This window comes from Xenorhabdus sp. NBAII XenSa04, from assembly GCF_963866145.1.
GTDB lineage: Bacteria > Pseudomonadota > Gammaproteobacteria > Enterobacterales > Enterobacteriaceae > Xenorhabdus > Xenorhabdus indica.
This window is the reverse complement of sequence record NZ_CAWMEB010000339.1, coordinates 1-570: the sequence shown is the minus strand read 5'-3', so window position 1 is coordinate 570 and position 570 is coordinate 1. Positions and strand designations below refer to the sequence as shown.

Sequence of the window (570 nt, the reverse complement as noted above, 5' to 3'; positions counted from 1 at the left end):
AAATCAATCTGTGCCAGCAATCCCTGCTGCTCATCCTGTAACTCGCGCCGGCGCTGTTCATTTTCCTGACGGATGGCGGCAACCGCTGCATCTATCTGGCTGGCAACATCATGGCTCTGGTTTCTTAACTGGTCATTTTCTTTCAGGATATCGGTATTCTGCTGGCTTAAGTGTTTCTGCTCTGCCCGTACTTTATTGAGGGCACCTGTCAGGGTGCGCAGGGTATCTTCCGGCGTATCGCCCCCGACACCCAGCGCCTGCAACTCTTCCGGTGACAGCGTGGCCAGCACATTATTCGCTGTCGTGCCGGGCGCGGCACTTTCCGTTGAACGGCAACTTTTGATGCCAATAACCCCGCCGATAAGCAATACCACCGGCACCAGTATTTTCACCAACGCATTAGACTTAACTTCCATGGCGGCCTCCCGGTTTCACCGATGCCGGCTCAGGGATAAAGGCATTATCCGGCTGCCCTTTTGTGACAAGGTACAACACCGTGGTATCCTCCGGTGTTCCCGTTTCACCCAGCCAACGATGCTGGAACGTGGCGGCCACAAACTGCCCCTGTAA

Annotated in this window: 1 protein-coding gene and 1 pseudogene; both read right to left on the bottom strand. The window is 55.1% G+C overall.

Going from position 1 to position 570, the window contains the following annotated elements; all coding sequences use genetic code 11:
* Positions 1 to 416: pseudogene (locus AAC147_RS12100) on the bottom strand (TIGR03752 family integrating conjugative element protein); the annotation flags it as partial.
* On the bottom strand, positions 406 to 570 hold a 165-nt coding region (locus AAC147_RS12095), incomplete at its 5' end, for a DUF3438 family protein (RefSeq protein WP_047686697.1). The pseudogene AAC147_RS12100 and the gene AAC147_RS12095, both read right to left, overlap by 11 nt.